This window comes from Nakamurella sp., from assembly GCF_044224575.1.
GTDB lineage: Bacteria > Actinomycetota > Actinomycetes > Mycobacteriales > Nakamurellaceae > Nakamurella.
In genome coordinates this window covers 239,605-265,168 of record NZ_JBGAKE010000001.1, presented here as the reverse complement: position 1 = coordinate 265,168, position 25,564 = coordinate 239,605, and the positions used below count along the sequence as shown (strand labels likewise).

The 25,564-nt window shown below is 71.7% G+C and carries 23 protein-coding genes; 13 read left to right on the top strand and 10 right to left on the bottom strand.

Annotated features, from left to right (window positions below; translation table 11 throughout):
- Positions 1 to 10 precede the first annotated feature (10 nt).
- Positions 11 to 442 (bottom strand): succinate dehydrogenase hydrophobic membrane anchor subunit, encoded by a 432-nt coding sequence (locus ACILSK_RS01185; RefSeq protein ID WP_395725274.1) that lies wholly within the window; start codon positions 440 to 442, stop codon positions 11 to 13.
- Positions 442 to 870 carry a succinate dehydrogenase, cytochrome b556 subunit gene (sdhC, locus tag ACILSK_RS01180; protein WP_395725273.1) on the bottom strand — a complete coding sequence of 143 codons (429 nt, stop codon included), beginning with the start codon at positions 868 to 870 and terminating at the stop codon, positions 442 to 444. Before sdhC ends, ACILSK_RS01185 begins: the two co-directional genes overlap by 1 nt.
- A gap of 436 nt (positions 871 to 1,306) precedes the next feature.
- Here sdhC and ACILSK_RS01175 point away from each other — a divergent pair, with 436 nt between their 5' ends.
- From ACILSK_RS01175 to ACILSK_RS01135, 9 genes are all read left to right on the top strand, one after another.
- Complete coding sequence (locus tag ACILSK_RS01175; protein ID WP_395725272.1) at positions 1,307 to 2,494, top strand: BMP family protein; 1,188 nt, start codon at positions 1,307 to 1,309, stop codon at positions 2,492 to 2,494.
- A gap of 193 nt (positions 2,495 to 2,687) precedes the next feature.
- Positions 2,688 to 4,295 (top strand): ABC transporter ATP-binding protein, encoded by a 1,608-nt coding sequence (locus ACILSK_RS01170; protein WP_395725271.1) that lies wholly within the window; start codon positions 2,688 to 2,690, stop codon positions 4,293 to 4,295.
- Complete coding sequence (locus ACILSK_RS01165) at positions 4,292 to 5,428, top strand: ABC transporter permease (protein WP_395725270.1); 1,137 nt, start codon at positions 4,292 to 4,294, stop codon at positions 5,426 to 5,428. Before ACILSK_RS01170 ends, ACILSK_RS01165 begins: the two co-directional genes overlap by 4 nt.
- Entirely contained in the window at positions 5,425 to 6,681 is a 1,257-nt protein-coding gene (locus tag ACILSK_RS01160; RefSeq protein WP_395725269.1) for an ABC transporter permease, read from the top strand. The genes ACILSK_RS01165 and ACILSK_RS01160 overlap by 4 nt, the downstream gene beginning before the upstream one ends.
- Positions 6,681 to 7,118: a cytidine deaminase gene (locus tag ACILSK_RS01155; RefSeq protein ID WP_395725268.1), complete on the top strand. Its 438-nt coding sequence runs from the start codon at positions 6,681 to 6,683 to the stop codon at positions 7,116 to 7,118. Before ACILSK_RS01160 ends, ACILSK_RS01155 begins: the two co-directional genes overlap by 1 nt.
- A 130-nt stretch (positions 7,119 to 7,248) precedes the next feature.
- Complete coding sequence (locus ACILSK_RS01150; RefSeq protein ID WP_395725267.1) at positions 7,249 to 7,686, top strand: hypothetical protein; 438 nt, start codon at positions 7,249 to 7,251, stop codon at positions 7,684 to 7,686.
- A 48-nt stretch (positions 7,687 to 7,734) separates the two neighbouring features.
- Positions 7,735 to 9,024, top strand: coding sequence for a thymidine phosphorylase (locus tag ACILSK_RS01145; protein ID WP_395725266.1), 1,290 nt, complete (start codon positions 7,735 to 7,737; stop codon positions 9,022 to 9,024).
- 222 nt (positions 9,025 to 9,246) lie between these two features.
- Positions 9,247 to 10,461: a serine hydrolase gene (locus ACILSK_RS01140; protein ID WP_395725265.1), complete on the top strand. Its 1,215-nt coding sequence runs from the start codon at positions 9,247 to 9,249 to the stop codon at positions 10,459 to 10,461.
- A 9-nt stretch (positions 10,462 to 10,470) separates the two neighbouring features.
- Positions 10,471 to 11,562, top strand: coding sequence for an adenosine deaminase (locus tag ACILSK_RS01135; protein WP_395725264.1), 1,092 nt, complete (start codon positions 10,471 to 10,473; stop codon positions 11,560 to 11,562).
- Positions 11,563 to 11,615: 53 nt separating this feature from the next.
- Here the strand turns inward: ACILSK_RS01135 and ACILSK_RS01130 are convergent, their stop codons facing one another.
- The 8 genes from ACILSK_RS01130 to ACILSK_RS01095 form a co-directional block, all read right to left on the bottom strand.
- Positions 11,616 to 12,986, bottom strand: a complete 1,371-nt coding sequence (locus ACILSK_RS01130) for an ABC transporter permease (RefSeq protein WP_395725263.1) — start codon at positions 12,984 to 12,986, stop codon at positions 11,616 to 11,618.
- Positions 12,983 to 13,699, bottom strand: coding sequence for an ABC transporter ATP-binding protein (locus ACILSK_RS01125; RefSeq protein ID WP_395725478.1), 717 nt, complete (start codon positions 13,697 to 13,699; stop codon positions 12,983 to 12,985). Before ACILSK_RS01125 ends, ACILSK_RS01130 begins: the two co-directional genes overlap by 4 nt.
- A gap of 20 nt (positions 13,700 to 13,719) precedes the next feature.
- Positions 13,720 to 15,639, bottom strand: coding sequence for a peptidoglycan-binding protein (locus ACILSK_RS01120; RefSeq protein WP_395725262.1), 1,920 nt, complete (start codon positions 15,637 to 15,639; stop codon positions 13,720 to 13,722).
- Entirely contained in the window at positions 15,639 to 16,700 is a 1,062-nt protein-coding gene (locus ACILSK_RS01115; RefSeq protein WP_395725261.1) for a hypothetical protein, read from the bottom strand. The genes ACILSK_RS01120 and ACILSK_RS01115 overlap by 1 nt, the downstream gene beginning before the upstream one ends.
- Positions 16,701 to 16,838: 138 nt before the next feature.
- Complete coding sequence (locus ACILSK_RS01110) at positions 16,839 to 17,873, bottom strand: hypothetical protein (protein ID WP_395725260.1); 1,035 nt, start codon at positions 17,871 to 17,873, stop codon at positions 16,839 to 16,841.
- Between the two features lie 145 nt (positions 17,874 to 18,018).
- Positions 18,019 to 19,242, bottom strand: a complete 1,224-nt coding sequence (locus ACILSK_RS01105; protein WP_395725259.1) for a primosomal protein — start codon at positions 19,240 to 19,242, stop codon at positions 18,019 to 18,021.
- A gap of 142 nt (positions 19,243 to 19,384) precedes the next feature.
- Entirely contained in the window at positions 19,385 to 19,882 is a 498-nt protein-coding gene (locus tag ACILSK_RS01100) for a hypothetical protein (RefSeq protein WP_395725258.1), read from the bottom strand.
- Positions 19,879 to 21,033, bottom strand: a complete 1,155-nt coding sequence (locus tag ACILSK_RS01095) for a WXG100 family type VII secretion target (RefSeq protein ID WP_395725257.1) — start codon at positions 21,031 to 21,033, stop codon at positions 19,879 to 19,881. The genes ACILSK_RS01100 and ACILSK_RS01095 overlap by 4 nt, the downstream gene beginning before the upstream one ends.
- Positions 21,034 to 21,166: 133 nt before the next feature.
- On the opposite strand from ACILSK_RS01095, the gene ACILSK_RS01090 reads away from it, so the two are divergent.
- The 4 genes from ACILSK_RS01090 to ACILSK_RS01075 all read left to right on the top strand — a co-directional run bounded on the left by ACILSK_RS01090 (position 21,167) and on the right by ACILSK_RS01075 (position 25,563).
- Positions 21,167 to 21,424, top strand: coding sequence for a DUF5302 family protein (locus tag ACILSK_RS01090; RefSeq protein WP_395725256.1), 258 nt, complete (start codon positions 21,167 to 21,169; stop codon positions 21,422 to 21,424).
- A gap of 347 nt (positions 21,425 to 21,771) precedes the next feature.
- Positions 21,772 to 22,545, top strand: a complete 774-nt coding sequence (locus ACILSK_RS01085) for a PP2C family protein-serine/threonine phosphatase (RefSeq protein ID WP_395725255.1) — start codon at positions 21,772 to 21,774, stop codon at positions 22,543 to 22,545.
- 93 nt (positions 22,546 to 22,638) lie between these two features.
- Positions 22,639 to 23,772 (top strand): FHA domain-containing protein, encoded by a 1,134-nt coding sequence (locus tag ACILSK_RS01080; RefSeq protein ID WP_395725254.1) that lies wholly within the window; start codon positions 22,639 to 22,641, stop codon positions 23,770 to 23,772.
- A gap of 186 nt (positions 23,773 to 23,958) precedes the next feature.
- On the top strand, positions 23,959 to 25,563 hold the full coding sequence (locus ACILSK_RS01075; RefSeq protein WP_395725253.1) for a protein kinase domain-containing protein: 1,605 nt from the start codon (positions 23,959 to 23,961) through the stop codon (positions 25,561 to 25,563).
- Position 25,564: the final 1 nt, after the last annotated feature.

Sequence of the window (25,564 nt, the reverse complement as noted above, 5' to 3'; positions counted from 1 at the left end):
ATGGCTCCTGTCAGCTCATCGAGGGATCGAAGGTGAAGATCACCAGCGTCCCCACCGCCAGGGTCAGCACCACCGAAATCAGCAGCAGCAACTGCAGCCAGAACCGGGTGCCGTCCTTGCGGGCGTAGTCGTTGATCACCGTGCGCAGGCCGTTGGCGCCGTGGATCTCGGCCAGCCACAGCATGATCAGATCCCAGGCCTGCCAGAACGGGCTGGCCCAGCGGCCGGCCACGAAGCCCCAGTTGATCCGGTGCACCCCGCCGTCCAGCACGTTCATGATCAGCAGGTGGCCGAGCACCAGGACCACCAGCACGATGCCGGACAGCCGCATGAACATCCAGGAGTACATCTCGACGCTGCTGCGGCGCCCGGTGACCCGCTTGTGCGGCGCCCGCGGCGCCTCGATGCCGCGGGTGGCGGGCGGATCGAATGCTGCCGACATCACGCACCACCGAACAGGTTGGCCACGGTGTGCTTCATCATGAAGTAGACACCGGGGACCATCACGACGAACCAGATGATCAAGATGATCCACAGCATCGTGCGCTGGTAGCGGGCGCCCTTGGCCCAGAAGTCGACCAGCATGACCCGGATGCCGTTGAGCGCGTGGTAGAGCACCGCACCCACCAGGCCGACCTCCATGAGGTTGACCAGCGGGTTCTTGTACGTCTCGATGACCTCGTTGTAGGCCTCGGGCGACACCCGGACCAGGGCGGTGTCCAGCACGTGGGCGAACAGGAAGAAGAAGGTCAGGACGCCGGTGATCCGGTGGGCCACCCAGGACCACATCCCGGCATCTCCGCGGTAGACGGAGCCTCGCCTGGGTGGTGGTGCCGGCTGACCGCCGGCCACGACGGCAGGGTTGGACATGTTGCTCCTCGACCTCCGACTTCGACGGCGGACGTGCATGAATGGTGGGACCGGCGCGGTCGGCGACCCGATCGCAGGGCCGGCGACCGCGATCAGGGCCCAAGGCTAACCCCGGGTTCACACGGGTCGCTCCTGCCCCTTGTGTGACGTGCTCGACACCGGCGTGGGCTTGGGCACACCGGATCGGGCCGATGGCGTGGCCGACGGTGTGCCGATCCGGTCACCATGAGTGACCGAATGGGGAGGCAGGCTTGGTCGCCGAGGGCAAAGTTACGGTCCGTGGGCAGCCGGGACGTGAATCCTGCCGAAATAATCCGGCAATCCGGGCATTTGATGAACGATTCGGTTACGGAGCGATGCAGCCCTCGCTCTCCCGGCATACCCGCGAGTAGGGTCCGACGATGCCCCCGTCCAGGAAGGGAAAGGGAGATCCAACGTGCGTCGAGCCGTAGGACTGAAACTCATCGCCGGACTCGCTGTGGCCGGCCTCGCGCTGGCCGCGTGTTCGTCCCCCAGCGGTTCGTCCGCATCCAGCGCCGCCGCCTCGGTCGGTTCGGCCGCCCAGTCGGCCGCGTCCGCCGCCCAATCGGCGGCATCCAGCCTGACCAGCAAGGCCGGCGAGGCCGCCTCCTCGGTGCAGTCCCGTGCGTCCGCGGCCGTGGCGTCGCTGACCGGCGACCCCGGCTCGGTCAAGCTCGGCCTGGCCTACGACGTCGGCGGCCGGGGCGACCAGTCGTTCAACGACCTCGCCGCGGCCAGCCTGGACAAGGCCAAGGCCGAGGGCGTCACCGTGGTCGGTGAACTGACCGCGGGTCAGGGTGAGCCCGATTCGGCCAAGACCGACCGGCTCAACCAGCTGGTCGACAGCGGCGCGACCGACATCATCGCCGTCGGATTCGCCTATGCCACCGCGCTGAAGGAGGTCGCGGCGGCCAACCCGAACGTGCACTTCGCGATCGTCGACGACTCGAGCCTGGCCGACGTCGCCAACGTCGCCTCGCTGACCTTCGCCGAGGAGCAGGGCTCGTACCTGGTGGGCGTCGCCGCGGCCAAGAAGAGCGCATCGGGCAAGGTCGGCTTCATCGGTGGGGTGAACACCCCGCTGATCCAGAAGTTCCAGGCCGGGTTCGAGGCCGGCGTCACGGCGACGAACCCGAACGCGACGGTGACCAGCAAGTACATCACCGAGCCGCCGGACTTCAGCGGCTTCAACGCCCCGGACAAGGGCGAGACCATCGCGACCGGCATGTACAACGACGGCATCGACGTGATCTACGCCGCCGCCGGCGGCTCCGGCGCCGGCGTGTTCAAGGCGGCCAAGACCACCGGCAACTGGGCCATCGGCGTCGATTCGGACCAGTACAACATCCCGTCCCTGGCCGATGTGAAGGACGTCATCATCACCTCCATGCTCAAGAAGGTCGACGTCGCGACCTGGGACTTCATCGCCAGTGCGGTGAACGGCAGCCCGATCGCCGGGCAGCACGTCTACAGCCTGGAGAACGACGGTGTCGGCTACTCGACCTCGGGCGGCCTGATCACCGAGTACGTGCCGGACATCGAGAAGGCCAAGGCCGGCATTCTCGACGGCAGCATCACCGTGCCGAGCACCGTCGGCGGGTGATCCCGGTCCGGACGTCGGACAGCGCCTGAAGGGGCGGACCTGACGCGACGCGGCCCCGACGGGAATGATCCCGTCGGGGCCGTGCCCATTCCGGCCCGTTCCGCCGAAGAATGTTCTGCTATGACTGCCACACGGCAGCTGTGCTCGACCGCCTTTCCGCCCGCCCGAACCTGAATCGCGAGGTGCAGGTGCGATGACTACCGACGCGACACCCGCCGGAGGACCGGTTGCGGCCGTGACCGACCCGCCGGCCGTCGAGCTGACCGGCATCACCAAGCGGTTTCCCGGGGTGGTGGCCAACTCGGACATCACCTTCAGCGTGCGCCGCGGCACCGTGCACGCCCTCGTCGGCGAGAACGGCGCCGGCAAGTCGACCCTGATGAAGACCCTCTACGGCATGCATCAGCCGGACGAGGGCACCATCGCCGTCGACGGCAAGCAGGTCACCTTCGGATCGCCGGCCGACGCCATCGCAGTCGGCATCGGCATGGTGCACCAGCACTTCATGCTCGCCGACAACCTGACCGTCTGGGAGAACATCGTCCTGGGCTCCGAGCCCGTGTCCGGTGGCCGGCTCGACGTCAAGGGCGCCCGCGGGCGGATCGACGAGCTGGCCCGCCGGTACGGGCTTGTCGTCAATTCCGGCGCGCTGGTGGAGACCCTCGGCGTCGGTGCGCGGCAGCGGGTGGAGATCCTCAAGGTGCTCTATCGCGGCGCCCGGACGCTGATCCTGGACGAGCCGACGGCCGTGCTGGTGCCGCAGGAGGTCGACGAGCTGTTCGGCAACCTGCGCGAACTCAAGGCCGAGGGCCTGACCATCATCTTCATCTCGCACAAGCTCGACGAGGTGCGCAGCATCGCCGACGAGATCACCGTCATCCGCCGCGGCACCACCGTCGGCACGGCCGACCCGAAGGCCGTCACCAACAAGCAACTCGCCGAGATGATGGTCGGCTCGGCCCTGCCGGTTCCCGAACTGCGCGAATCGACCGTCACCGACACGGTGGTGTTGGAACTGTCCGGAGTGCAGGTGGCCGGCGGGTCCGGGGAGCGGGACGTGCTGTCGGACATCGACCTGCAGATCCACGCCGGCGAGGTGCTGGGCATCGCGGGCGTCGAGGGCAACGGTCAGGCCGAGCTGGTCGACGCGATCATGGGCATCCGGCCGATCGCCGGCGGCACCGTCTCGCTGTCCGGTCGGGACGTCGGGCATCTGTCGACGGCCGGCCGCCGGGAGGCGGGGGTCGGGTTCATCCCCGAGGACCGGCACCGCCAGGGCCTGATCCTGGAGGGAACCCTGTGGGAGAACCGGGTGCTGGGCCACCAGACCCGGCGGCCGTCCGCCCGCGGCTGGTTGCTCGACCGCGGCGCGGCGCGCGCCGACACCAGGCGCATCGTCGACACGTTCGACGTGCGCACCCCGGGCATCGAGGTGACTGCCGCGTCGTTGTCCGGCGGCAACCAGCAGAAGCTGATCGTCGGCCGGGAGATGAGCGAGGACCCGGTGCTGCTGATCGCCTCGCACCCCACCCGCGGCGTGGACGTCGGGGCGCAGGCCGCGATCTGGGAACACCTGCGCACGGCGCGCGCCGCAGGCCTGGCGGTGCTGCTGATCTCGGCCGACCTGGAGGAGCTGATCGGCATGTCCGACCGGTTGACCGTGATCCTGCGCGGCCGGCTCACCGGCACCTACGACCCGCGCTCGGTCACCCCCGAGGAACTGGGCGCGGCGATGACGGGCGCGGCCGACGACCCGGGCGGGTCGGCGGGCGCGAGCGGTCAGGAAGGGGTGAAGTCATGACGGGGTCGAAGGGCCGGCGGTTCCTGCTCGGCGCGGCCGCGCCGGTCGGCGCGCTGCTGGTCTCGGTGATCATCACCTCGATCCTGCTGGTCACCACCGGCCACAGCCCGATCGACGCGTTCGGCGCGATGTTCGACGCGCTGGAGCGGCCGCGCATCATCCTCGGCACGATCAACCAGTCGGCCATCTACTACCTGGCCGCGGTCGCGGTGGCGATCGGGTTCAAGATGAACCTGTTCAACATCGGTGTCGACGGCCAGTACCGGCTGGCGGCCATGCTGTCAGCGGCCGTCGCCGGCGCGGCCTGGATGAGTGCGTTGCCCGGCTTCCTGCGGATCATCATCACGCTGCTCGTGGCGATGGCGGTGGGCGCCGCCTGGGCCGGCGTCGCCGCGCTGCTCAAGGTCACCCGTGGGGTCAGCGAGGTGATCAGCACGATCATGCTGAACGCGATCGCCACCTTTGTCATCGCCTACCTGCTGACGCCGCAACGGCTGGCCGTGCAGGAGGGCAACAACATCTCCACGCCCAAGATCACCGAGGGCGGCCAGCTCGGGGTCATCTTCTTCGAGGGCTCGACGACGCCGCTCTACACCCTGGTGGCGCTGGCCGCCGTGGTCGGCGTGCTGTACGCCCTGATGCTGTCCCGCACCGTGTTCGGCTTCAGCATCAAGGCCACCGGCATGTCGGAGTCGGCGGCGATCGCGTCGGGCATCTCGGTGAAGAAGATGATCGTCTCGGCCATGCTGCTGTCCGGTGCGGTCGCCGGGCTGATCGGCATGCCCGAGCTGCTGAACGGGTCGGCCGCGTCCTACTCGCTGAACTTCCCGACCGGCATCGGCTTCACCGGAATCGCCATCGCGCTGCTGGGCCGCAACCACCCGGTCGGCATGATCTTCTCCGCCCTGCTGTGGGCGGCGTTGGACAACTCGGCGAACGCGCTGCAGGGCGTCGGGGTGCCGCGGGAGCTGGTGACGATCATGCAGGGCATCATCGTGCTCTCGGTGGTGGTGGCCTACGAGTTCGTCCGCCGCTACCGGCTCACCCTCGAGGCCAAGGACGTGGCCCGGGCGCTGGCGGCCAAGTCCAAACCGGCGCCCGCGGCCGAACCGGCGAGCGGAGTGGGCTCATGAGCGTCGACTCGGATCTCGCGGTCCCGCTGCCGAAATCCTCCCGGCCGCAGCGGAACCTGACCCCGGTGATGTGGCTGGGCATCGTCGCGATCGGCATCGCGGTGGTGTCCCTGGTCCGCATCCTGACCGGCGCGAACAACCTCGATTCCTCCGGGGCCATCCAGGCCGCGATCACCGCGGCCACCCCGATCGCGCTGGCCGGCCTGTCCGGCCTGTGGTCGGAACGCGCCGGGGTGGTCAACATCGGCATCGAGGGCATGATGATCCTCGGCACCTTCGGCGCCGGGTACGCCGGCTACCAGTGGGGCGCCTGGGCCGGCGTGGTCTTCGGCATCTTCTGCGGCCTGCTCGGCGGCCTGCTGCTGGCGCTGGTCACCGTCACCGTCGGCGTGGACCACATCATCGCCGGCGTGGCGATCAACATCCTGGCGCCGGGGCTGGCGCTGTACCTGTCACGGCTGCTGTTCACCGACGCCCCCGGCGGCGGTCAGCGGCAGTCGCCACCGGTGCCCGACGTCGGCCGGATCACCCTGCCGTTCCTGTCCGACTGGCTCGGTGAGATCGAGGACAAGGGTTGGTTCTTCGTCTCCGACGTGGCCAGCATCCTGCGCGGGATGTGCACCAACCTGTCCCTGTTGACCGTGCTCGCCGTGCTGCTGATCGTCGCGACCGGCTTCGTGCTCTGGCGCACCCGGCTGGGCCTGCGGTTGCGGTCCTGCGGCGAGGCCCCGTACGCGGCGGAATCGTTGGGCGTCAACGTGTACTGGTACAAGTACGTCGCGGTGGCGGTGTCCGGTGGGCTGGCCGGGCTGGCCGGCTCGTTCCTGGTGGTCGGCCTGAAGTTCCAGGACGGGCAGACCGGTGGTCGGGGCTTCATCGGCCTGGCCGCGATGATCTTCGGAAACTGGCGGCCCGGCGGGATGGCCCTGGGTGCCTCGCTGTTCGGCTACACCGACGGCGTCCAGCAGTACGACGCGTCCGGTTCGGCGATGCACGCCTTCCTGATCCTGGTGGCGATCGCACTGGCCGTCGTCGCGGTGCTGCAGTACCGGGGTGGCCACCATACGGTGGCGGCGGTGGCCGCGGTCATCGCCATCCTGTGCGTCTGGTGGTTCCTGGCCACCGACGAGCTGCCCCAGCAACTGGTCAAGGCCGCCCCCTACGCGATCACGCTGCTGGTGATGGCGCTGGCGTCGCAGAACCTGAGAATGCCCAAAGCCGACGGAATGATCTACCGAAAGGGTGGGCACTGATGCCCGATACCGACCCCCTCGTGGACTGGCCGCTGCTCCGGCAGGCCGCCGTCGAGGCCGCGGCGGCCGCCTACTGCCCGTACTCGGGGCTGCAGGTGGGCGCGGCCGCGCTGGTCGACGACGGCCGGATGATCACCGGCTGCAACGTCGAGAACGCCTGCTACGGGTTGGGTCTGTGCGCCGAGTGCACCCTTGTCGGGCAGTTGCGGCTGACCGGCGGCGGCGCCCTGGTCGCGGTGGCCTGCCGGTCCGGCGCGGGGGAGCTGCTGATGCCCTGCGGCCGGTGCCGGCAGCTGCTCTACGAGTTCGGCGGCGCCGAGCTGCTGGTCGAGACCCCGTCCGGGCCGTTGCCGATGAGCGCGGTCCTCCCCGACGCGTTCGGCCCCGAGCACCTGCCGGCCGCCCGGACCGCCGCCCCCGATCCCACCTGGAGTTGATCATGGCGTTCCCTGCACGACACGCCGACGACACGCCGACCTCGGTGACAGAGAACGCCATGATCAATTCGGTGCGGGGGATGCGGTGAGCACCTTCGCCGCGGTCGATGAACCCCCGGGAGGAAACCCCTTGGCCGGCAGTGTCATCGCCGATCTCATCCGCGCTCAGATCGACAATCTCGAGGGGCCGGACGCCGACCGGGACGGGTGGGAATCCCTCGCGATCGTGCTCGAATTCCCTGACGGCGAGTTCAACTCGGCCCACGGCTATCTGTACTCGCCGGGCGGCCGGATCTCGGCCGTCGCGGCCGACCCGTGGGCGGTCAGGACTGCGGTGAAGGCGTACACGGACAGCTACTACCAGCCCGATGACGCCCTCCCGCGCAAGATCCTGGTGCAGTTCGACCGGACGACGGGCCGGTACGACGTCCATTTCGAGGAGACCGATGAGGCCCGCTGGAACGCGACTCCGCGTAACTTCCGCGAACTGCGCGAGGAGCTGCGACCGAAGCTGGGCGCAGACGTGGGCCACGCCGGCGCGGGGCGCAATGCCGGGAATGGGGCCTGACGTGAGAGCGGAACATCCGGGGTGGCTCGCCGCCGGGGACGGTCCGGCGTGAGCGCCATCGCCGCGGTCGACGTCATCCGGGCCAAGCGGGACGGCGCCGCGCTGAGCGAGGCGCAGATCGAGTGGATCATCGACGCCTACACCCGGCACGAGGTGGCCGAGGAGCAGATGTCGGCGCTGCTGATGGCGATCCTGCTCAACGGAATGACCGGCGCCGAGATCGCCGCCTGGACCACGGCGATGATCGCGTCGGGCCGGCGGATGGACCTGTCCACCGTCGGCCGGCCGACCGTCGACAAGCACTCCACCGGCGGGGTGGGCGACAAGATTTCGCTGCCGTTGGTCCCGCTGGTCGCGGCGTGTGGCGCGGCGGTGCCCCAGCTGTCCGGCCGCGGCCTGGGCCACACCGGCGGCACCCTGGACAAGATGGAGTCGATCGCCGGGTGGCGCGCGACCCTGTCCCCGCGGGAGATGGCGGATCAGCTGTCCTCGATCGGCGCGGTCATCTGCGCGGCGTCCGAGGATCTCGCCCCGGCGGACCGGAAGCTGTACGCGCTGCGGGACGTCACCGGAACCGTCGAGTCGATCCCGATGATTGCGGCGTCGATCATGAGCAAGAAGATCGCCGAGGGCACCTCCGCCCTCGTGCTCGACGTCAAGGTCGGCACCGGTGCGTTCATGAAGCGGGCCGACCATGCGGCCGAGCTGGCCCGCACCATGGTGGCCCTCGGGTCGCGCGAGGGGGTCCGGACCAGCGCGCTGCTGACCGACATGTCGACCCCGCTGGGCCGGGCGGTCGGTAACGCGATCGAGGTCGCCGAGTCGGTGGAGGTGCTGGCCGGCGGCGGCCCCGCCGACGTCGTCGAGCTCACCGTGGCCCTGGCCCGGGAGATGGTCTCGCTGGTCGGGCTGTCGGCCGATCCGGCGCAGGTGCTGGCGTCGGGCAAGGCGATGGATGCCTGGCGGTCGATGGTGCTCGCGCAGGGTGGTGACCCGGATGCGCCGTTGCCGACCCCGCGGTTCCGGGAGGTCGTGGTGGCGGACGAGACGGGCGTCGTCACCGAACTCGATGCACTGCCGGTGGGTCTGGCCGCGTGGCGGCTGGGCGCCGGCCGGGCGCGCAAGGAGCACGCCGTGCAGGCTGCCGCCGGCGTGCTGTGCCTGGCCAAGCCGGGGGACGAGGTGCGGGTCGGCCAGCCGCTCTTCGAGCTGCACACGAACACCCCGGACGCGTTCACCGCCGCCCTGGCCGACCTGTCCGGAGCGATCCGGATCGACCCGACCGGTGCCGCGTTCGACCGCCCCGCACTGGTCCTGGACGTGATCACCGAGGGCTGACGGCCCGGACCACCCGACCGCCCCCAGGTGGCCCCCGACCCGATCCCCCCCCGTCCGCCCCGGACCCGGAGTTGATCATGGGATCGGGGCCGTTATCCGTCAGGCGGAACGGCCGCCAACCCATGATCAACTGAGATGGGGGTCGGCGGCGGATCAGTAGCATTGCTGACGATGGTGCGGGGCGTCGGTCTCGCCCACGGATGTCGGTCGGGGAGCGGTGTCGTGGGTGCTGGAGCGCGCCGTTCGCGCGGTCACCGCGCGGGCCGCGCCGGCGTGCTCCTGGCCTCGTTGCTCGCGGTGGCCGGGCTCGTCATTGCCCTCGCCGCGCACCGGGACGACGCCCGGGCCAACCCGAATTCGGCGATCTTCGTCTCGGTGCCGCCGCTGACGCGACCGGCCTCGACCGACCCGACGGTTCCGCCCCTGGCCGGCCCCGACGCCGACCCGCTCACCCCGGCTGGCCGCGGTGGCCTGAACACCGCCCCGATCACCCCCGGGGACGACGCGGCGACGTCCGCGCCCTGGCCCGCGCCGCCCGCCGACCCGACGGCGGCCGTCGATGCCGCGCTGGCCCAGGCGACAAGCAACGGGGTGACCATGGGCGTGGTGGTGCTCGACCGGCCGACCGGTGCGGTGCTCGTCGCCCGGGGGGCCGACACGCCCTATCCGTCGCTGAGCCTGCTGAAGGTGATGATCGCCGCCGACGTGCTGACGAACGGATGGCCGACGGACCCCGCCGAACCGGGGACCACCGAACCGGGGACCACCGACATCGCCCCCGCGGCGCCGGCCTCGGCCGGGCCCGCCCGGCCGTCGGCCGCGGAGGAGACCGGAGCCGAGCCGGACGATCCGCAGGCGACCGAGGAATCGCTGCCCATGCTGACCGACCCGGCCCAGATCGACACCGTGCTCACCCGGATGATCGCCACGTCGGACGACGTGATCGCCAGCGACCTGTACGACGCGACCGGCGGCGACGAGATGGTGCAGCGGGTCGCCACCCGGTACGGAATGACCGGCACCACACCGACTCCGGACGGCACGTACTGGGGCAACGTGCAGCTGACCCCGGCCGATCTGGCGACCCTGCTGACGGGCGTGCTGGCCGATCCGCTGACCGCGAGCGTGATCGGCCCGGCGATGCGCGCGACCACGGCGATCGCCGCGGACGGGGTGGATCAGCGGTTCGGGATGCGGCTGGTGCCGGGCGCGGGGTCCAAACAGGGCTGGGGCTGTTGCCTGTCCGGGATCGCCGGAATCCACTCGATGGGCTTCACGGCCGACCGGATCGTCGTCGTGCTGTCCGGCAGCGTGCCGGACGACGAGGGCCTCGGCGAGCAGGACGGCCCGGCCCTGCAGGCCGACCCGGGGGGGATGGCCGGCCAGGCCGCGGTCGACGACGTGGTCCGTGCGGCCCTGGGCGGCCCCGCCGGGTAACGTGCGGTGATGCCGACCCCACTGACCGCCGAGACCATCGTCACCGCACCGAAAGTCCTGTTGCACGACCATCTGGACGGTGGGCTGCGGCCGGCGACGCTGATCGAACTCGCCGACCAGCTCGGCTATCGCGACCTGCCGGCCGGCGACGCGAGCGAGCTCGCCAGTTGGTTCGCCGAGTCCGCGTACTCCGGGTCGCTGGAACGGTATCTGGAGACCTTCACGCACACCCTCGCGGTGATGCAGACCCGCGAGTCCTTGATCCGGGTGACCTCGGAGTGCGTGCAGGACCTGGCCGCCGACGGGGTCGTCTACGCGGAGGTCCGGTTCGCCCCCGAATTGCACACCGAGCAGGGACTCTCGCTCGACGAGGTGGTACGGGCGGTGCTCGACGGGGTGGCCGCCGGGACTGCGGCCGCGGCCGCGGCCGGGCACGGGATCAGGGCGACGATCCTGCTCACCGCCATGCGGCACGCCGCCCGCTCCCGGGAGATCGCCGAGCTGGCCGTCGCGTTCCGCGACCAGGGCGTGGCCGGGTTCGACATCGCCGGGGCCGAGGCCGGCTTCCCGCCGACCCGCCACCTGGACGCGTTCGAGTACCTGCGCCGGGAGAACGCCCACTTCACGATTCACGCGGGCGAGGGCTTCGGGCTGCCGTCCATCTGGGAGGCGATCCAATGGTGCGGCGCCGATCGACTCGGGCACGGGGTGCGAATCGTCGACGACATCACCCTGCATCCCGGTGGCCGGGTGGAGCTGGGCCGGCTCGCCGCCTACGTGCGGGACAAGCGCATCCCGCTGGAGATGGCGCCGACATCGAACGTGCAGACCGGGGCGGCGACGTCGATCGCCGAGCACCCGATCGGCCTGCTTGCGGAGCTCAAGTTCCGGGTGACCGTCAACACCGACAACCGGTTGATGTCCGGCTGCTCGATGAGCAGCGAGATGACCGGCCTGGTTGAGGCTTTCGGCTACGGCTGGGACGAGCTGCAATGGTTCACAGTGAACGCGATGAAGTCCGCGTTCCTTCCATTCGACGAGCGGCTGGCCATCATTGACGAGGTCATCAAGCCCGGGTACGAGCGCTTGCGACACCCTTGATCCGTTCGGGTCACCCTGCGCCACCGCGACCGACCCACCCGGCCCGGCCGGGCTCACAGACCTCCGCGCATCGCGGTGATGGGCTCGATGGAGCCGGCCTTCCACGCCGGGTAGCCACCGGCCAGCAGGCCGATGCCGGCACCGACCAACGGCGCGAGCAGGGCCAGCCGGGAGTCCAGGATCGGTGTCCACTGCTGCACGGCGGCGGTGACCACCACGCCGATCACTCCGAGCGCGGTACCGATCAGCCCGCCGAGCAGCCCGATCAATCCCGACTCGACCAGGAACTGGCCGGCGATGTGCCGGCGGCGGGCGCCGACCGCGCGCCGAAGCCCGATCTCCCCGGATCGTTCCAGCACCGACAGCAGGGTGACGTTGGCGATGCCCAGCCCGCCGACGATCAACGCGACGGCGCCGAAGGCCAGGAACAGCGCGTTGACGTCCCCGGCCACGTTCTCGGCCAGCCGGCCCGGCTTCGGCGGTACCTGGGTGTCGACGAGCTGGGGGTCGTTGGGGCGCAAGGCGATCGGCGCCTGGGCCCCGACCTGCTGCGCGGCGCCGACGACGGTGCGGATGTCTACCTGGGCCGGCGCGGTCAGGTCGAAGCGGGCGAAGGCGGTGCCGTCGGGCAGGATCACCGAGTCCAGTAGATCGGTCCGCCGCTCGACGCCGCCGAGAATGCCGACCACGAGGTAGGGCCGGTCGCCGATGAAGACGCTGGGCTGGATGTCGATCCGGCTCACCCCCAGCCGCTCGGCCGCCCGGTGGCCCAGGACGACGACCGGGTCCGCGCGCCGGCTGTGGCCGATGTCGAACATCCGCCCGGCGGCCAGGGTGCCGACCTCCGTGCCGAGCAGGTCGCCGGAGATCGCCACCAGCGGCAGGTCCACGCCGGAACCGGCGCCGAGTACGCCGGTGTCGACGCCACTGACCCGGGCGCCGCCGGCGTCGACGGCCGAGTAGGTGGCCGCCGCCTGGACCCCGGCCAGCCGGGCGACCCGCGCGGCGGCGTCCCGGGGCAACGTCATGGTCTCGGGTTCGACCGAACCGTCCGGTCCGGCCGCCCGGCCCGCCGCGTCCGCCATCTGCGCCACCACCCGGGTGGCCGCCACCGCATCGAACCGTTCGGCGATCTGCCCGGACGCGGTCTGCGCCAGGCCGAGAGTGGCGACCAGTGCCGCGATCCCGGCGACGCAGCCGACCATGGTGAGGATCAGCCGGGCCGGTCTGGCGCTCACGCTCAGCACACTCTCGTCCAGCAGGTCGAGCAGCGCGAACCGGGACCGGAACGATCGGGCCGCCGACCCGGTGACCTCGCCGGCCGGAGCCGGGTCGACGGTAGACGGGCCGCCGGCAGACGGGCCGCCGGGGGCCGGGTCGTCGCCGGGGGCCGGGTCGTCGCCGGGACCGACGGGTGCGGTCATCCGGCGCTCACCCGGCCGTCGGTGATCCGGACCAGCCGCTGAGCCCGGCGGCTGACGGCGTCGTCATGGGTGATGATGGCAATCGAGATGCCGGCGGCGTGCAACTCGTCGAACAGGTCGAGCACGCCGGCAGCGTTGCGTTGGTCCAGGTTGCCGGTCGGTTCGTCGGCCAGCAGCAGCGACGGTTCGCTGACCAGGGCGCGGGCCACCGCGACCCGTTGCCGTTCACCGCCGGACAGGGTCAACGGGTTGGCGTCGAGGCGATGCCCCAGGTGCACCCGCTCCAGGGCCTGCACCGCCCGGTCCCGCCGACCCCGGCGGGGCACTCCCTGGTAGATCAGCGGGAGCAGCACGTTGTCGATCAGGCTGCGGGTGGGCAGCAGGTGGAAGGCCTGGAAGACGAAACCGATGCGGTGGCCGCGCAGGCCCGACCGTTGCGCCTCGCTCATCTGCGACACGTCGACGCCTTCGAGCCGGTAAATGCCGGCGGACGGCCGGTCGAGCAGGCCGAGCACGTGCAGCATCGTGGACTTGCCCGAACCCGACGGGCCGACGATGGCCAGGTACTCGCCGCGGTCCAGCCGCAGGTCGACGCCGCGCAGCGCGTCCACCGGCGGCGGACCGGCGAACGACCGCCACACGTCGACGAGTTCGACCACCGGCGGCGGCTCCGCAGGTCGGGTCGACCCCGGCAGCGCCTCGAGCTCGGCCATCGACGACGCCCCGGCCTCGGTCACCGGCCGACCACCACCAGGTCACCGACGTCCAGGGTGTCCGGACCCGGCGGTACCGGCGCACCGGATTCGTTGATCGGGGTGATCTCGGCCTCGCCCCCCGCCGACAGCCCGACCTTGACGGTCTGCCGGCGGGTGGTGACGCCGTCGTCCTGGGCGATCTCGATCGATGTCGCCCCGGACGCCTCGGTGAACAAGGCCGCGAGCGGAACCACCAGCACGTCGTCGGCGGTGCCGGCGACCGGGATGGTCACCCGCGCGTTCTGCCCCCGCAACGCCACCGCCTGGTCGGTCGGAACATTCTGCGGCTGCAACGTCACCTCACGGCTGCCGGCGGCGGCGCCGGAACTCCCACCGGAGCCGCCGGAACTCCCCGAGCCACCGTCGGACCCGGCGCCGGAGGTGCTGCCGGCGTCGTTCGCCGCCGGCGTGCCGACGGTCGTCACCGTGCCCGTCATCGGCGGCAGGCCACGGACGACGAGCTCGGCCGTCATCCCGGGACGCAGCAGGCCGGCCTCCTCGGCGGTGACCCGGGCCCGGACGGTCAGGTCGGCCGCGCTGACCCGCAGGAATGCACCGGAGACCGTCGAGCCCAACGCGGTGAGGACCTCGTCGACCCGCCGGGGCAGCCCACCCAGCCAGACGACCTCGGCCGCGGGAAAGGGGGTGATCGCGGCGTCGCGGGCCGCGGCCAGGGCGTCCGTCGCCTGCTGCAGTTGAGTGTTCGCGGCGTCCAGGCCGGATCGGGCGGCGGCGGTGTCGGTCGCCAGCCCCTCGTCCCGCAGTGCGGTGGCCATGGCCAACTGGGTGCGGGCGGCGGCGATCGCGGCCTGGTCCGGGGTCGCCGGAGTGTTGGCCTGGTCGAGCGCCCGCCGGGCCGCATCGAGTTCGGCGGCGGCCTGGCCGGCGGCGGCCTCGGCCGCGCCGACGTCGCCACCGGACTGGCGGGCGACCTCCAGGTCCTGCTGCGCCATCCGCATTCCGGAGTCGGCGGCCGTCCACCGGGCGGTGGCCTGCTCCACCGCGGCCGCGTCCGGTGGGCCCGGGTCCTGAGCCCGGGCCAAGGCGGTCGCGGCATCGTCGACCGCGGCCTGCAAGGAGATCCGGGTGGATTGCGGCGGGCCGGCCCGTGCGGTCTCCAGGGCCCGGGCGGCCTCGGCGACGGCCCCGCGGGCGGTCGCCTCCTGCTGCTCCGCGGCGGTGACCGCGGCCTGCAGGTCGGCCTCGGCGGCCGGCGGCGCGTACTGCAGGGAGCCGTACAGCGCGGTGACGGCGGCCGCGGTCGCCGCGTCGTACCGGCCGTCCTGTGGTCCCGGGTCGAAACCCATCCCGGCCAGGGTTGTCTCGAGTTGGGTGACGTCGGGGCCGGTGGCCCCGCCGGTCAGCGTGCGGTAGGCCGGGATCGGCCCGGACAGGGCGATCACCGGGCGTCCGGTCACCTCGACGACGACGGTGCCGGCGGTGACGTCCTGACCCACCTGCGGGAGCCTCCCGGTCACCACCGCCGTGGTTCCGGTGGCCGCGGTCAGCTTGACGTCCACCGATTCGCTGAATGCGATGTCACCCCGGGTGACGACGGTCGATTCCAGGCGCTTGGATTCGACGGCCACGGTGACGGGCCGGGCCGCCGGCGGCGCGGCTCGGGCAGCGGCGTCCTCCGGCGAGACGATCAGGGTCGCGGCCAGGAAGCCGCCGGTGGCCATCACCACGGCGACGATCGCGACGATCAGGATCGCGCGCCGGCCCGCGAGCCAGGGCCGTCCGGAACCCGTCGCCGCCGGTGGTCCTTCGGGCGCCGGGGTCGCACCGTCGGTGCGGGTGTCCGCCGCCGTGGGCGCATCCGGGTCGACGGACGCGGCCACCGGCCGCAGGACGTCGGCGAGAAATCCGCCGGGCGGTTCACCGGGCTCTGCCGGCATCACCCGCCGCCGTTCATCGCGTCGCGATAGCGTTCGAGTTCGGCGCGGTTGTCCCGCACGAACTGCTCCTGCAGGCCCTGGGAGACCGCGTCGAACGCCGCCTGGTAGCGGCTGGACTCCCGGCAGTCGAAATCGGCGACGGCCATTGCGATCTCGTCGGCCTTGAGCTGGATCAGCGCCGGGTCGTCGGGATCGGGCCCGACGAAGGCGGACCCGTCGGTCGCGGTGGCCGTCTCGGTGGCCACCGGGGGCGGCGACGTCCCGTCCAGCTCCGACCAGAACGCGTTCATCCGATCGGAGAGCTGCCGCATCGGATCGTCGACCGACGCGAGGCCGGGGTGCCCGGCATCGGCCATGCATGCCGTCCAAGCGGTCTGGGCCTGGGCGACCGCGGGATCGTCGGCGACCTTTTCGTACAGCGTGGACATCCGCTCGAACAGGTCGTTGAACTGGTCCGGTGATGCCGGTCCGGCCCCGTAGACCTCCAGCTGGGCGGCCCCCGTACAGCCGAGTTCCTCCGGGCCGGGCGGCGCCATCGACGCCGTCGACGCCATCGGCTCGGCGGCCCCGGATTCGGCGGCCGTGACCGGTGCCCCGTACAGCGCCGCATAGTAAGCCTCGCGCTCGGAGTCGCTCATGGCATCGACGATCGCCTGGTTGGGATCGGTCGGCGCGCCGGTCGAGTCGGGTCCCGCGGGAACCGACTCGGTCGCGAAAGTGCTGATGCCGTAGCCGTACTTCTCGGCGAACGCACGGGTGCCGAAGTTGTCGTAGGCGGTTTCGATGGGCTGGTTCATGCTGAAGGGGCGGTACTCGAACCCTTCGGCGGCCATGCAAGCGACCACCGATTCCTGGACCTTCCGCTCCTGGGCGGCCATCTCCTCCTCGGTCAGGCCGGCGGACGGTGCGCCGAAGAACTCATCGAGCGGTCCGGTGGTCCGGACGACCGTGGCGTCCGTCGGGGCCGGGCCGGCGGGGTTTCCGCCGCCGCAGGCGGCGACCGTGGACAGACCGGCCAGGGCCGTTGCGGCGACCAGGGCTCGGACGAGCCGTCGATTCATGCACCGCTCCTCGTTCACGGGCCGAGCGCCCCGGCCTCCCCGTCCGGCCGCACCCCGCCTGCCGGTTCTGTCCGATCCTATGACGATGGTGCCGGGGACGGTCGGAGATGCCCCGCCGGCCCCGTTCGGGACCGGGAATCAACCGCCGCCCGGCCCGATCGTGTCCCGAAAGCGTTCGAGTTCGGCGCGGTTGTCCCGGACGAACCGCTCCTCCAGGCTCAGCACCGCCGCGTCGATCGCCGATCGGTACCCCGATCTCGCGCGACAATCGAAATCGGCCAGGGCCAGACTGATCTCGTCCCGCTCCAGGGCGACCAGGACGGGATCGTCGGCCGGTGGCGGCGGCGGCGTCCAGGAACCGGCCGGATCGATATCGGTCCCGGTCGGACCGGCCGGATCCGGGTACGCCGCATCGAAGTATTCCTGCGAGCGGCGGCGGATGTCCTCGGCCGGCTCGTCCGGGTCGGCGAATCCGGAGTGCCCGGCGTCGGACATGCAGGTCGCCCAGCGTTGTGTCGCCTCGATCACGGTCGGATCCTGGGCGGCCTGTTCCTGCATCGTGCCGAGTCGCTCGAACAGGTCGTCGAACTCGTTCGACCCCGGCCCGATACCGTGGACCTGCTCCAACGCATCGCCCCAGCAGCCTGTGTCGTCGGGCAGGACCGGTTCGCCGCCGTCCGCCGCGCCGCCGTCGTACACCGCCATCTCACCGTGCAACGCGGTGGTGTACGCGTCCAGTTCGGCCGGCGTCATCGCGTCGGTGATGGGCAGGTTCGGATCGGCTGATGGGTCCATGGCCTGGTCGTCGAACGGGGTGTTGACGATGCCGTACCCGTACTTCTCGGCGAACGCCCGGGTGTTCAGGTCCGTGAAGAAGCTGTCGTCGGGCGGCACCGGAACGTACGGTCGGTACTCGAAACCCTCGGCGGCCATGCATATCACGATCGCGTCCTGCACCTGGCGTTCCTGGGCGGCCATCTCCTCGCCCGACGGCGGATCCGAAGCGCTGCCGAAGAATTCGTCGAGTGGACCACTGGTGCGGGTCGGTGCCGACGGCCCGGACGATGCGGGATCGCCGGCGCCGGAGCAGCCGGACAGCAGCAGACCGACCATTGTCGCGGCGGCGCCGAGCAGGCGCAGCGACCGTCGGGACGAGTCGCCGATTCGCGCCATTCGACCGCTCCTCGATCACGGAATGGCGTCGCCATCCCCCCGTTGATCACGCCGCCGAGCATTGCTGCCGACAGATCGAGCGTATCCGCGCCGACAATCGAATTTCGGCGGATCATGGCCGGATCGGCATGGGCCGACCGACGGCTCAGCCGTGAACCCCGTCCCAATCCAGCGTGGCGGCGAACCGGTCGACCAGCACCGACCAGGCCGCGGCCTCGTCGTCGAACGGCGGCGACGGGGCCAGCCGGTCCGGGTCGGGTCGGGTGATCGCGCTGATCAGGTTGCCCAGCGGGGTGGACGAGCCGACCGCCTCGACGGTCTCATCGTCGCCGCGTTCCAGGGCGGCGTCGATGAGCAGTTCGACCGCCAACTCCAGTTGCTTGCCGTCGACCTCGTCCGGGCCCGCCTTCAACGCGTCCGCGAGACCGGCCAGCCGGTAGGTGTTCTCGGGGCCGGCCAGCACGGCCGCGTCCCCGTCGATCACGGCGGTGCGGATCTCCGGCCACACCTCCAGTGTCGACAAGCGATGCGTGACATCGGCTTCCATCAGGTAGTTCTCCAGCTCCTCGGCCGAGGTATACACCTTGATGCGGTGGTTCTCGGCGAGGAACACCGGTTCGTCACCGAGGTAGCAGCGCAGGGTGTATCCGGTGCGCTCGCCCACCGTGATCTCCAGGCAGTCGACGCCGGTCTCGTCCCAGAACTCGAGGTCCTCGTCCCGCTCCTGCTCCTCCTCCGGCTCGACGGTTTCGCCGGTCTTGTCCACGGCGCTGATGGCCGCCGCCTCGGCGCGGGTCTGGGTCAGCTCCTCGGCGTCGATCTCCGGCGTCTTGACGATCGCGTCGATCGCGTCGATCACGTCGTCCCAGCGTTCGGCGATGACGGCGCCCATCTCGTTCCACAGCTTCTCGCCGTTGCGCCCGACGAACGCTTGTTGACCCATGGGCAGAACGGCGAAGCCGTCGGCCGAGTCGAGGATCTCGTCGACCACGTCGAGGCCGCACACCTCGGACAGCGACCGGACGATGTTCACCGTGTCGGTGAGCGACGCCAGGGTCCAGATGTCGGGGATCTCGGCGACCAGGTCCGGCACGCCGACGATGTCGAACACGTGGTCGTCGTCGGGTCGCAGCTCGTCGACCAGCAGCTCGGCGGCGGTGTCCCACTCCGGGTGATCCAGCAGGTCGTGCTCGTCGGACGAACGGATGAACGCGGCCAGGTGCGCGGGGGTGGGAAAGACGTACAGGTCGTCCCCGTGGCCGAGGAACGCCTCCCATTCCTCGCCGTCCTCCAGCCACTGGGGCGCCCAGAGCGTATAGACGTTGCCGTCGGTCAGTCCGAGCTGGATGGGGATGATGTCGGCGGCCACCGGGGTCCTTCCGTGCACGTCACGATGCCCCGTCGGGGGTTCCGGCGGAGCGGCGCCAGCTTAGTCGGCCGAGGTGGGGCCTCCGTGTGCCGGCCGAGGTGGGGTGTGTGCCGGCCGGGGTGGGGCAGCGGCCGGCCGCCGGTCAGCCGGCGTCGCCGGAACCGACGGCCCGGATCACCACGACATCACCGGCGCCGAGGTACACCCGGGTGCCGAACCCGGCGGTGCTGAAGGCGGCGTCGAGGGCGGCGCCGGTCTGCCACGGGCCGGGGCCGGCGGCGGCCCGCACGTCCGCCGGCAGCTCGGGCAGCTGCGCGTCGGTCAGCCCGGAGGTGGCTCGCAGCCCCGCGACCACGGTGGGGTCCAGCTGGACGGCCGCGTCGATCCAGTACGTGCTGGGCCCCGGCGCCGAACTGTCGCCCGTGGTGCCGGACTGCCAGGTGACCGCGGCCGGATCGCCCAATGCGGCGAATCGCTTGGTCAGCGGCTCGGCGTCGTGCCGGACCGGCCCGGGCTCGGACCGGGTCGCGCTGGGCAGGAACGACGAGCTCACCGGGGATGCCTCCGATCCGGACGTGCAGGACGACAGCAGCAGAGCGGCGGCGAGCATGAGCGCACCGGCGCCGACCGGGCGCCTCACGTGCCGTCCAGCGGGGTGTTGCCGGGAATCGGCGGCCAGGCCGGCCGCCCGCTGCCCAGGTCGTCCGGTCGGTCCTCGGTCGTCGGGTTGCGGGAGACGTCGCCATCGCCGGCACTGACCCCGCCGGTGTTGCCGACGGGCCAGGTGATCGTCCGGGTCAGCTCGCCGGCGGTGTCGAACGGCTTCGCCCAACCGAGCACCGCGAACCGGCCGTTGTCGTCATCCGGCGTACCGGTCGCGATATCGGACATTCCGGCATTGAAGTCGTAGCGGTCGTGCGCGTGCACGGTGACCGTCATGGTTGCCACGCCGTCGACGATCGTCACGTCGGCGCTGCTCCACAGCTGATGGTCGCCCAGCGCCTTCTGCCAGTTCTCCGTGGCCGGGTAGCCGCCCAGCGTGCCGACCATGGTGGCGTCACCGGTCATCGAGAAGGACGACGAGCTCGATTCGGCGGCCAGCCGTTCGGCGGCGGCCTGCGCGTTCCCGATCTCCGTGTCGACCGCCTTCGCGATGTTCGCGTCCTCCCGGTACGCCTCCTCGTAGTCGACCGTCATCGACGTGCCGGAATTCTCCCGGTAGTGGTCGTAGACGCGCAGCGCGTCGTCCAGATCGGGACGGAGCAGGTGGGCGCCGGCGGCCTGGGTGCCCCACTTGGCCCACGAGAGGTAATCGGCCGGCGTGGGCGTGGCGTTCGGGTCGTAGGGGAAGGAGTCCGTGTACGTCAGCGGCGGCTCGGTCGCCGGGCCGATGACGTAGGCCGCGCCACCCGGCGCGCCGGGCTGATCGCCCGGGTCGCCGCCCGCGGCCGGGACGGGAACCGACGTGCCGAACCCCCCGGTGAACCCGGCGAGGCCGGCCGCCCCGCCGCCGGCGGGTCCGGTGACCGCGCTGGCCTGCCGCTGCTCGTCGGCATTGCGGTGCAGGGTGGTGGCCGCGTCCTGCAACCTGGTGGTGGCCGCCTCGATGGTCCGTCGGTGCACAGCGTCCCAGGCGTGCCGGAACGACTCGGCATCCGATCCCGACCAGCCGATCGCGTGCAACTGCGCGCGCACCCGGACCGACACCGCCGACAGCTGCTGGGCGGCGCCCGCCATCGACCGGCCGAGCTCGTCGAGCTCCTCCGGGTCCGCGCCGACCATCCGCCCCATGGAATGGCACTGTAACGGCGGGTGCAGGATTGCAGTGGCGCCCGGCCATTCGGCCGGGACATGATGGGCGCCCAGCAGTACGGGTGCCGGCACCAGCTCCGACGATCGAGAACCACAGCCCGGGAGGCCAACCATGACCGAGCAGGCAGCAACAGAAGCGTCGGATTCGGACACCGGACAGGCGCCGACCGGCGAGGCGAGCACTGAATCGACTTCCGAATCGACCTCTGAATCGACCTCTGAATCGACCAAGGACAAGTTCGCCGCCGCGCTGGCCAAGAAGAAGGCCGACGGCCAGGCCCGGAGCGCGCACCTGGACGGTCACGGAGGAGTTGGCGGCGCCACTGCCAGCCACAAGGCGACCAGGCAGTTCCGCCGCAAGTCCGGCTGACCGCTGCGGGAATCTCGCGCTCCCCACCGCATCGGACCCGCCGAACCCATTGGCCCCAGGTCGAGAGACCAGCTTCGGGCGATCCCGGACAGCCTCCGCCGGACCCGGCCGATCACCTGGACGGGTAGTTCTCCCCATGGTGGATTGTCGATCCGGCCGGTTACCGTGTCCTGTCGGTATCCGATGTCCGGATAGCCCGCCCGAACGGGTGGAAGCGTCCGTTGGCCGCTGCGGATGCCGGTAGGGTCGCCTCCGTTGGGGTGACGGAACGTGTGGGGGTTTGACGCGCAGCAACGGGCGGTGATCGGTGCTGCCGGAAAGCGGACCCCCGCCCCTCGGGAGGATTGATGCAGGTCGTCTGGGGTGCCCAGACGGATCGGGGTCGGGTTCGCGAGATCAACGAGGACGCGTTTCTGACCGATCCGCCGCTCTTCGTCGTCGCCGACGGGATGGGTGGGTACGAATCGGGCGAGATCGCCAGCGCCGCGGTGGTGGCGCAGTTCGCCGGAGCCGGTCCGCGGGACGTCACCCCGGAGTGGATCACCGAATGTCTGGGTATCGCCAACCGCCGCATCCGCGAGGGTGCGGGCGGCGGCACCACGGCCACCGGCGCGGCACTGGTGGAGCGGGACGGCCGGCCGTACTGGCTGGTCTTCAACATCGGTGACTCGCGGGTCTACCTGTCCGACGGCTCGGACCTGCGGCAGATCAGCGTCGACCACTCGGTGGTCCAGGAACTGGTGGACGCCGGAAAGATCACGCCTGAACGCGCCCGCACGCATCCCGAGCGGCACATCGTCACCCGGGCGGTGGGCACGGCGGCGGATCCGCGGCCGGACTTCTGGCTGGTGCCCCGGGAACTGGGCGACCGGCTGCTGCTTTGCTCCGACGGCGTGACCGGCGAACTCGACGATGCCGCGATCGCCGACGCCTTGCGTCAGCCGGGATCGGCGCAGGCCGTCGCCGAGCGAATCGCGGCCGGGGCGCTGCGGGCGGGGGGTCGGGACAACATCACCTGTGTGGTCATTGACGTGCGCCCGTCGGACGGCGAATCGACCCCTGTGGGGGGCGAGCAGGACCGCGACGACACCCGCCCGCGGACCCGGGGTGCCCCCGGATGAGGGTGGACTACCGGCCCGGGGCCCAGTTCCTGGCGGCGCGACCGGGCCCTGACCTTTCTCTCGCCGGATCAGCAGCTGGCCCGACGGGTGTGGGTGGCGATCGGTGCCACCGGCCAGGTCGACGACCTGCTGGTCGAACTCGTCCGCGACGGGCTGCGGGCCACCGGTGCGTTCGTGCTCGTGGACGCCGCTGGTGATCGGGTCCGCGTGCTGGTGCGGGGTGATCTGCCGGTGCGGGTCCACAGCGAGACCGGCACCGTCGCGTGGTCCGGGGCCGGCGTCAGCACCTGGGCCGAGCAGGTGTTCGACCGGGTGGACGTCGTCGTTGTCGGCGTGGCCGACCCGGCGGCGGATCTGCTGCCGCTGCGTGACGGCATCGTGGGTTGCGCCGGATTCGTGCTCGACGGAACCGGACGTCCGCCGGCCGATCTCCCGGTGTCGGCCGCGGTCTTCGAGCCACCACCGGAGCCCGACCCGGCGCCGGAGCCCGACCTGGCGCTGGAGCCCGACCTGGCGCCGCAGCCCGACCCGGCGCCGCAGCCCGACCCGGCGCCGGAGCCCGACCCGGTGCCGGAGCCCGACCCGGCGCTGGAGCCCGACCCGGCCCCGGTGCCCCCCGACGAGGTGGTCCCGGCCGACCCGGGCCAGACCCGGACGGAGTCGCCCGACGACGGTTTCGATCACCTTTTCGAGTCGACGATCGTCCGCAGCGTGGAGGATGCCGCGATTCGCGACGCCTCCGACGACGCCGGTTCGACCTCGCACTCCGATGCGGTCGGGACGGCGCGGCTGGGCGACCACGACGGCCGGACGATCACCGCCGCCGAGCTGGGGGCCATCCGGCCGCCGATGCCCGACCACGAGCCGGTCGATGCGACGCCGCCCGGAGCGCGGCTGGAGGTGTCGACCGGTGACGTGGTCGCCCTCGACCGCGACGTGGTGATCGGCCGCCGGCCCGAGGTCGACCGGGTGCAGGGCGGGCAGGTGCCTACCGTGCTCACCGTGCCCAGCCCCCGCCAGGACGTCTCCCGCACTCATCTGCGGATCGGGTGGTCGGGTCGCACGGTGCTGGCCACCGACCTGCACTCGATGAACGGAACCGTGCTGATCGGCGCCGACGGCACGGCCCGCGCACTGGACGGCGGCGTTCCGCAGGCCCTGGCCGAGGGCGACACCCTCGACGTCGGCGACGGCATCACCCTGACCCTGCGCCTGACGTCGGCATGAGCGAGCGCCAGCGAGCGAACTGTCGATGGGGTCCGGCCGGGGTCCTGTCCGGTGGCTCCGAGCCTGCGAGGTCCTCCGGAAGGGCGCCGGCATGAGCGAGCGCCAGCGAGCGAACTGTCGATGGGGTCCGGCCGGGGTCCTGTCCGGTGGCTCCGAGCCTGCGAGGTCCTCCGGAAGGGCGCCGGCATGACCAGACCGCCGTCGCCGGCCCCGACGTTGCCCGGCTACAGCCCGATCCGGCACCTCGGCGGTGGCGGCTTCGCCGACGTCTTCCTGTACCGGCAGCTGAGCCTGGACCGCGAGGTGGCGGTCAAGGTGCTGCTGGCATCGGATTCGTCGCCGTCGGCCCGGGCCCGGTTCGAGAACGAGGGCGCGGTGATGGCCCGTCTCTCCGAGGAGCACCGCAACATCGTCCCGGTCTACGACGCTGCGATCTGCGCCGACGGCCGGCCGTACCTGGTGATGCAGTACTGCCCCAAGCCGGATCTGGCGAAGCGGTACAAGAGCGGGTCGTTCACCGTCGCCGAGGTGCTGTCCACCGGGGTTCAGCTGGCCGGTGCCGTCGAGTCGGCGCACCGGCAGGGCATCCTGCACCGGGACATCAAGCCGGCCAACGTGTTGACCACCCGCTCCGGCCGGCCGGCGCTCACCGACTTCGGCATCGCCGTCGCCACGTCCGCGGCGCACGACCCCGACGCCGTCGGAGTGTCCATCCCGTGGAGCCCGCCGGAGTTGCTCGCCGACGAACCGGTCGGCGACGTGCGGTCCGACGTCTATTCGCTCGCCGCGACCCTCTACACGCTGTTGGCCCGCCGGTCACCGCTGGAGGTGCCCGACCGTCGCAACACGCAGGCGGACCTGCTGTCCCGCATCCCGCGGATCCCTGCCCCGCCGACCGGGCGCGGCGACACGCCACGCTCGTTGGAACGCCTGCTGTCCCGCGGGCTGGCCAAGGACCCGGCCCTGCGGTTCCCGACGGCCGAGCAACTGGCCCGCGCGTTGCAGCAGGTGCAACGTGAGATCGGTGAGCCGATCACCGATTTCGAGTTCCTGGCGGCCGACCCCGGGGCGGAACTGGCCGACCTGGCGCCGGACGCGGCCGACCATACCCGGGTTCGACCCCTGGTCGTCCGGGCGCAGGGTGTCACCGGTCAGGAGCCGGACAGCCCGACCCGGATGCGCGGCGTCGACGGCGCCGGTCCGGTCGATGCCGTCGATCCGGCGACCCGGGCCCGCCCGGCGGGGCCCGAGCACACCGTTCGCCGCGGCCCGCGGGCGACCGGCGGGTACCTCGATGCGCCGCCGCCGTCCGCCGCGACCACCGAGGACACCGTGGTGCCACCGCGCCCCGCCGCGACGGCCGCGCCCCCGGCCACGAAGCGCCGGTGGGTACCGGTGGCCGTCGGCGTCGCCGTGCTGGTGCTGGCCGGCGGGCTGACCTGGATCGTGCTGCGCGGCGGCACCGGCGCCCCCGCGCTGGGCGCGGAGACGGCGACCGCGTCGGCGCCCACCGGCAACGCACTGCCCGAAGCGGTGGTCCCCGCCCCGACCGACCTGACCGGCACGGTCACCCCGGCGGGGGTCGTCTTCACCTGGACCAACCCCGCTCCCCAGGCCGGCGACAGCTACTCGTGGACGCGCTCCGATCCCGGTCAGGCCGGATCGGCCGCGGCGGTGACCGAGCCGTCGGTGACCGTCACGGGGGTCGCCCAGGCGTGCGTCGAGGTCGAACTGGTTCGCGACGACGGCCGGTACTCCGCCCGTCCGGCCCAGGCCTGCGCGGGTGGCTGAC

Excerpts from the sequence above, each read along its gene's own strand:
- ACILSK_RS01075 (WP_395725253.1), top strand. The coding sequence starts at position 23,959 with ATGACCAGACCGCCGTCGCCGGCCCCGACGTTGCCCGGCTACAGCCCG.
- ACILSK_RS01130 (WP_395725263.1), bottom strand. The coding sequence starts at position 12,986 with ATGACCGCACCCGTCGGTCCCGGCGACGACCCGGCCCCCGGCGACGAC.
- ACILSK_RS01110 (WP_395725260.1), bottom strand. The coding sequence starts at position 17,873 with ATGGCGCGAATCGGCGACTCGTCCCGACGGTCGCTGCGCCTGCTCGGC.
- ACILSK_RS01125 (WP_395725478.1), bottom strand. The coding sequence starts at position 13,699 with ATGGCCGAGCTCGAGGCGCTGCCGGGGTCGACCCGACCTGCGGAGCCG.
- sdhC (WP_395725273.1), bottom strand. The coding sequence starts at position 870 with ATGTCCAACCCTGCCGTCGTGGCCGGCGGTCAGCCGGCACCACCACCC.
- ACILSK_RS01165 (WP_395725270.1), top strand. The coding sequence starts at position 4,292 with ATGACGGGGTCGAAGGGCCGGCGGTTCCTGCTCGGCGCGGCCGCGCCG.
- ACILSK_RS01115 (WP_395725261.1), bottom strand. The coding sequence starts at position 16,700 with ATGAATCGACGGCTCGTCCGAGCCCTGGTCGCCGCAACGGCCCTGGCC.
- ACILSK_RS01155 (WP_395725268.1), top strand. The coding sequence starts at position 6,681 with ATGCCCGATACCGACCCCCTCGTGGACTGGCCGCTGCTCCGGCAGGCC.
- ACILSK_RS01170 (WP_395725271.1), top strand. The coding sequence starts at position 2,688 with ATGACTACCGACGCGACACCCGCCGGAGGACCGGTTGCGGCCGTGACC.
- ACILSK_RS01135 (WP_395725264.1), top strand. The coding sequence starts at position 10,471 with ATGCCGACCCCACTGACCGCCGAGACCATCGTCACCGCACCGAAAGTC.
- ACILSK_RS01090 (WP_395725256.1), top strand. The coding sequence starts at position 21,167 with ATGACCGAGCAGGCAGCAACAGAAGCGTCGGATTCGGACACCGGACAG.
- ACILSK_RS01085 (WP_395725255.1), top strand. The coding sequence starts at position 21,772 with ATGCAGGTCGTCTGGGGTGCCCAGACGGATCGGGGTCGGGTTCGCGAG.
- ACILSK_RS01160 (WP_395725269.1), top strand. The coding sequence starts at position 5,425 with ATGAGCGTCGACTCGGATCTCGCGGTCCCGCTGCCGAAATCCTCCCGG.
- ACILSK_RS01120 (WP_395725262.1), bottom strand. The coding sequence starts at position 15,639 with ATGCCGGCAGAGCCCGGTGAACCGCCCGGCGGATTTCTCGCCGACGTC.
- ACILSK_RS01185 (WP_395725274.1), bottom strand. The coding sequence starts at position 442 with ATGTCGGCAGCATTCGATCCGCCCGCCACCCGCGGCATCGAGGCGCCG.
- ACILSK_RS01095 (WP_395725257.1), bottom strand. The coding sequence starts at position 21,033 with ATGGGGCGGATGGTCGGCGCGGACCCGGAGGAGCTCGACGAGCTCGGC.